This is a genomic window from candidate division KSB1 bacterium, from assembly GCA_034505495.1.
Taxonomy (GTDB): domain Bacteria; phylum Zhuqueibacterota; class Zhuqueibacteria; order Residuimicrobiales; family Krinioviventaceae; genus Fontimicrobium_A.
Genome location: JAPDQV010000048.1, coordinates 17,834 through 22,521, shown reverse-complemented (window position 1 = coordinate 22,521; position 4,688 = coordinate 17,834). Strand labels below are relative to the sequence as shown.

Genomic DNA, 4,688 nt, shown 5'->3' with positions numbered 1-4,688 from the left:
TTGCGCATAAGATCACAAATTCTCATGTGATTTTCATATCGGTCTTTGTAAAGAGCCTCTCTCTGCAAAGGCGTCAGCTTGGTTCTCTTGTGAATGACCATGGGATTTCCTCCTTAATGGATTAGTTATGCAACTGTAGCAAGTTAGGAAATCCCGATAACTTTAAACAACGCTAAATTAACTTACATCTGAGGTTTTAATAAAAAGCCGCGGGAGGGCGCCGCACCTGCCGAACGCAGCTTCCGCAGCAGAACGCGCCGGCTTTAAGATTTGGAAAACGACAATCATGTTTAAACTGATCATTCACAGCGGCTTTTCGGCAGCACATGCTTTGCGCGGCTATAACGGCGTCTGCGCCGACATTCACGGCCACAACTGGCGGGTCAGTGTGACCTTTGCCGCTCAACAACCGGATGAAAACGGCATGGTCGTCGATTTAGTGGCTCTGAAAAAGGCAGTGGACGAGTGCGTCGCAACGCTCGACCACCGGTTCATCAATGAGGTCCCGCCGTTCGACAAACTGAATCCGACCAGCGAAAACCTGGCCAAGTACTTTTATGAAACGCTTTCTGCCCGCGCGCCGATCGACGTGCTCAGCGTAGAGGTCGCCGAATCGGATGATTATGCCGTGGTCTACGAACCGCGCCGTTAATGGGGGAGGCCGTCGACGATCGACGGCTTGCGACAAGGAGCGCTCTAAATAAGCACGCCTCCTTAGCGGCCGAATAGAAGCACCGGCGGGATCAAGAGCAGCAAAGCGACGATAAAGAAAAAGATCTGCAGGGGGAGCATCCATTTTGCCCATTTGGACCAGGGAATGCCCGCCAATCCCAGCACGCCCATGGTCACGCCCGAAGTCGGCAGCACCGGATTGATCCAGCCTTCGGCAAAAACAAAAGCGAGCACGGCGCTTTCGCGGCTGATGCCGATGACGTCGGCGAGCGGCGTCATCACCGGCATGGTCAGCATAGCTTGTCCTGAACCCGAATGCACAAAAAAGTTGATGACCGCCTGCGCAACGAACATGGCTTGCGCGGCAAAGACGGGCGGAAGCTTGGCGATGAAAAAGCTCGCAGCGTGGAGAAAAGTGTCCAAGATTTTGGCCTCCTCGGCGACGACCAAAAGCGCCCGCGCACAGGCGATGATCAAGGCAACGCCGACCATCTCTTTGGCTCCGGCTTTGAAGGAATCGGTAAAATCGTCGATCGACAGTCCGGCAATGAACGCCGCAACCATCGCCAAGCCGAGAAAAAAGCCCGCCATTTCGATGATGAACCAGTGGTGCGCCAAAACGCCGTAGATCAGGATTGGGAAAGCGAGTCCCACCGCGATCAGCACCCCGCGCAGGCGCGGCGTCAACGGTGCCGCATCGAACTCTGCCTGCAGCCCTGTGCGCCGCTTTTGCTCGTCCAGTGCAAAGGTCGGACTGGCCGCCGGATTCTTTTCGATCTTGGCGGCATAGCGCATGACGAAAAGGATGGTAAACAGGGTGCTAATGATCCATACGAAGAGTCGGTACCCCATGCCGGCAGCAAGCGGCAGCTCGGCAATACTCGAGGCGATGCCGACCGTAAAGGGGTTGATGACCGCTGCGGCAAATCCTGCCGCCGCGCCCAGAAAGGGGATCGCCGTACCGACGATCGTGTCGTAACCCAACGAAAGCGACAGGGGAACAAAGATCAGCACAAACGGCAGGGTCTCCTCGCACATGCCGAAAATCGTTCCGCCGGCAGAAAAGAGAACCATGAAAACAGGAATAAAAAGGCGACGACGATTCGGTCGCTGCGCCAAGAATCCGGCCAGCCGCCGCACTCCCGCCTCGACGGCGCCGGTGCTTTGCAGGACACTAAAGGCCCCGCCGACGATGAACAGAAAAACGATGATTTCCGCCGCCTTGACAAAACCTTTGACCGGCGCCGTCAGCGCCGCATCGAGTCCCGGCGGCTCGGAGGACACTCGTCGGTAAGAGTCGGGCACGACCATCGTGCGGCCGTTTTCCGTAACCCGCGCATATTCGCCGCTGGGCACCATCCAACTCAGCAGCACCATGCCGACGACCAGCGCATAGATCATGGCCAATGTGTTGAGGTGCTTCATAGTCGGCCACCATCTTGTTTGCTCTTTTTGTAAAGTCGAGCGCTGCATAGTAACCTTCCGTAAATGGACAAACATCAAAAGAAGACAAAATCTAAACCGTCGCTTGGCAGCCGACGCATCATAGGTAAAAGGATAGAAGGCCCAGCATGAGCCGATCGATGGTCTGCGATCCGCAACAAAAATATGACGACTTTGGTCAAGGCCGACGACAAGCAAATAAGTTATTGCATCTGGGAGTAAAAAATATTTTATTATTCGACATTGCCTTTCGCTTGAAGCCGCCTAGCCCCAGTCGGGGCTGCAAACAATACCTATACGTTACGAACAGGTTTGCTTTGCGCGGCGCCTGGACGGGAACCGTTCGGCAAGGGGTTTTTTTTCAACTCGACGCCCAAAAGCGATTAGTTTAAAAGTAGTACCAAATAGTTCGGTAATCATCTGGATTTTCGCCGCGACGTTCAAGTTCTTTCAAATAGTCATAGATTGGAACGTCGACGTCGATATAAGTATCTACAAGTGCGAGATTTTTTTCCCAGGGATGGAATTCATAGACCCGGCTGCCGTTCGGCAAAATGGTCAGAAGGGTATGATGCTGAACGGCGCGCAGATAGTTTTTGCCCAAGCGCGGCACATTATAAACCGGTTCGTCTGTGCGCACCAAGCCGGGCATCAACCGTGCCTCTTCTTTGACTTCCTGCTGCAAACGTGCCATGGGCACTCGGTAGTTTCGGGTTTCCTCTTTGCCTTTGGTATTAAAAGTGTAATAGCTGTCCACACCGATAAGCCGCAACCACTTGCGCAGTGCCGTCAATTCGAATTTGCGGCTGTTTTCGATGGTAAAGACCGCTTGATTGTAAACCGATAGGCCGCGGCGGCGGAACTGCTGTACCGCCGCCATTGCCTCCGGTGTTATTTCATAAGGATGCTCGAAATGAGTCACGAGCGCCACTTCGCGACGACCGGGAACGTGATACGTCGCAATGATATCCATGAGCTCATCCGTGATGCGCTGAGGCAAAACCACCGGAGTGCGAGTGCCGATGCGAATACGCTCGACATGCGGAATATCGGCCACTGCAGCGAGCAGGAATTGCAGCCGTTCGTCGCTCATCACCAACGGGTCGCCGCCGGTAATCAGGATTTCGTTGATCGCCGGATGCGCGCGCAGCCACTCTAATGCAGCTATGATATTTGCCTTTGACGCCATCGCCGTGGGCATCAGCACATCCTCGATTTCCCAATTGCGTTGACAATAGACGCAGATTTGACTGCATGTGTTGAAGGGTTTGAAAATGGCAATATTCGGATAACGCCGCGTAACCAAATTGACAGGCGAGGTGTCCTGCTCGCGCATAAAATCCAGCTCTTCGCATCCATTTTGGCGTTTTTCCGCCATAGTTTTCACATAGAAGAGAGGCGGAATTACTTGGGCCCGTATCGCATGGTCGTTACGGCGATGATGCTCATAGTCCATCAGCGAAACATAATAGGGCGTAATGCCGAACGGGATACGGCTTTCACGGGCAAAATCGATCGCCTGCCGTTCCTCATCGGTCAGCTCAACCAATTGGGCGAGTTGACCGCTCGTCCGGATGACGTTCCGCATGTGCCAACGATAGTCGTCCCAATCGTTTTCGTTCGCCTGCAATCGCCGCATTATGCGTCGTCGATTTTCATCCCGCCGCTCGATGACCTCAGGGTCGAGGCCGCAGGGATACCGTTTGAGAAAGGAATCGGCCGCTGCCGCCATAACGTCCAACTCTTCAGAGCGTACCAACGCCGCTTCGCGTTTGGCCAAGCCGAGAAAACGCGGCGGCTCGGTGTGTCGGTATATGCCGCTTTGTCCCCGCATGCCCAAAAACAGATGATGCATCTCCTCGATAAATGCTTGATTCATTTGCGGAGAGATCTTGTCATAACGCTCGTTGGCTAAAAGCCAGAGCTGCTTAAGTAGGCTGTAACGCGTAAGGCGCTCGCTGCGGACTGAAATAAGAGTGCGGAAGACATTGAGGCAGGATAGTTGGACATCATATTCCAGACCCTTTATTTTTAGCGCCGATTGATGCAGAAACCGCGACAACTCTTCGATATAGGCCATTAAAAAGTTGCGGGCTACTTGCACGGACTCGGCATCCTTGAGAATTTGATGGACGACCTCATTGGCGGAGAACAAACGCTTCTGCTGTTCCGATGTGATCATTAAAGCCTTCCTCGGCTTGTCGGGTGGACGATCGTTCAAGAGCAGCTTATAGATACTGCTTTTCCCGTTTAATGTCAACCCCAAAATTGTTAACGGCTCAGACGCATTCTACCCTAAAAATCATGCCGTGTTTCAATTGTAAATGACGCAAAAAATGTCTAATTTTGTTTCAGATAGAAAAAAAGTGGTTGGGTGACACGGTTGCTTTTATCTCTCAAAGGCTGTTCGAAAGAGCCGGAGGCTTTATGAGACCTATTACGATGCTTCTTTTTTCGCTATTATTAATGATCGGTTGCTCACACAACGGTCAGCACGGCATTCTGCAAATTCATCCTGGCAATCCGCACTATTTGCTCTTTCGCGGCAAACCGACGCTTTTGATCGGCTCGAC

3 protein-coding genes are annotated in these 4,688 nt (G+C 52.9%); 1 reads left to right on the top strand and 2 read right to left on the bottom strand.

Going from position 1 to position 4,688, the window contains the following annotated elements:
* Positions 1–286 precede the first annotated feature (286 nt).
* The gene (gene queD, locus ONB24_13940) at positions 287–652 is read left to right on the top strand and encodes a 6-carboxytetrahydropterin synthase QueD (protein MDZ7317215.1); all 366 of its coding nucleotides are present in this window, start codon (positions 287–289) and stop codon (positions 650–652) included.
* A 62-nt stretch (positions 653–714) separates the two neighbouring features.
* On the opposite strand, the gene ONB24_13935 is transcribed toward queD, so the two are convergent.
* Entirely contained in the window at positions 715–2,097 is a 1,383-nt protein-coding gene (locus ONB24_13935; protein ID MDZ7317214.1) for a TIGR00366 family protein, read from the bottom strand.
* Positions 2,098–2,503: 406 nt separating this feature from the next.
* On the bottom strand, positions 2,504–4,297 hold the full coding sequence (locus tag ONB24_13930; protein ID MDZ7317213.1) for a KamA family radical SAM protein: 1,794 nt from the start codon (positions 4,295–4,297) through the stop codon (positions 2,504–2,506).
* Positions 4,298–4,688 lie beyond the last annotated feature (391 nt).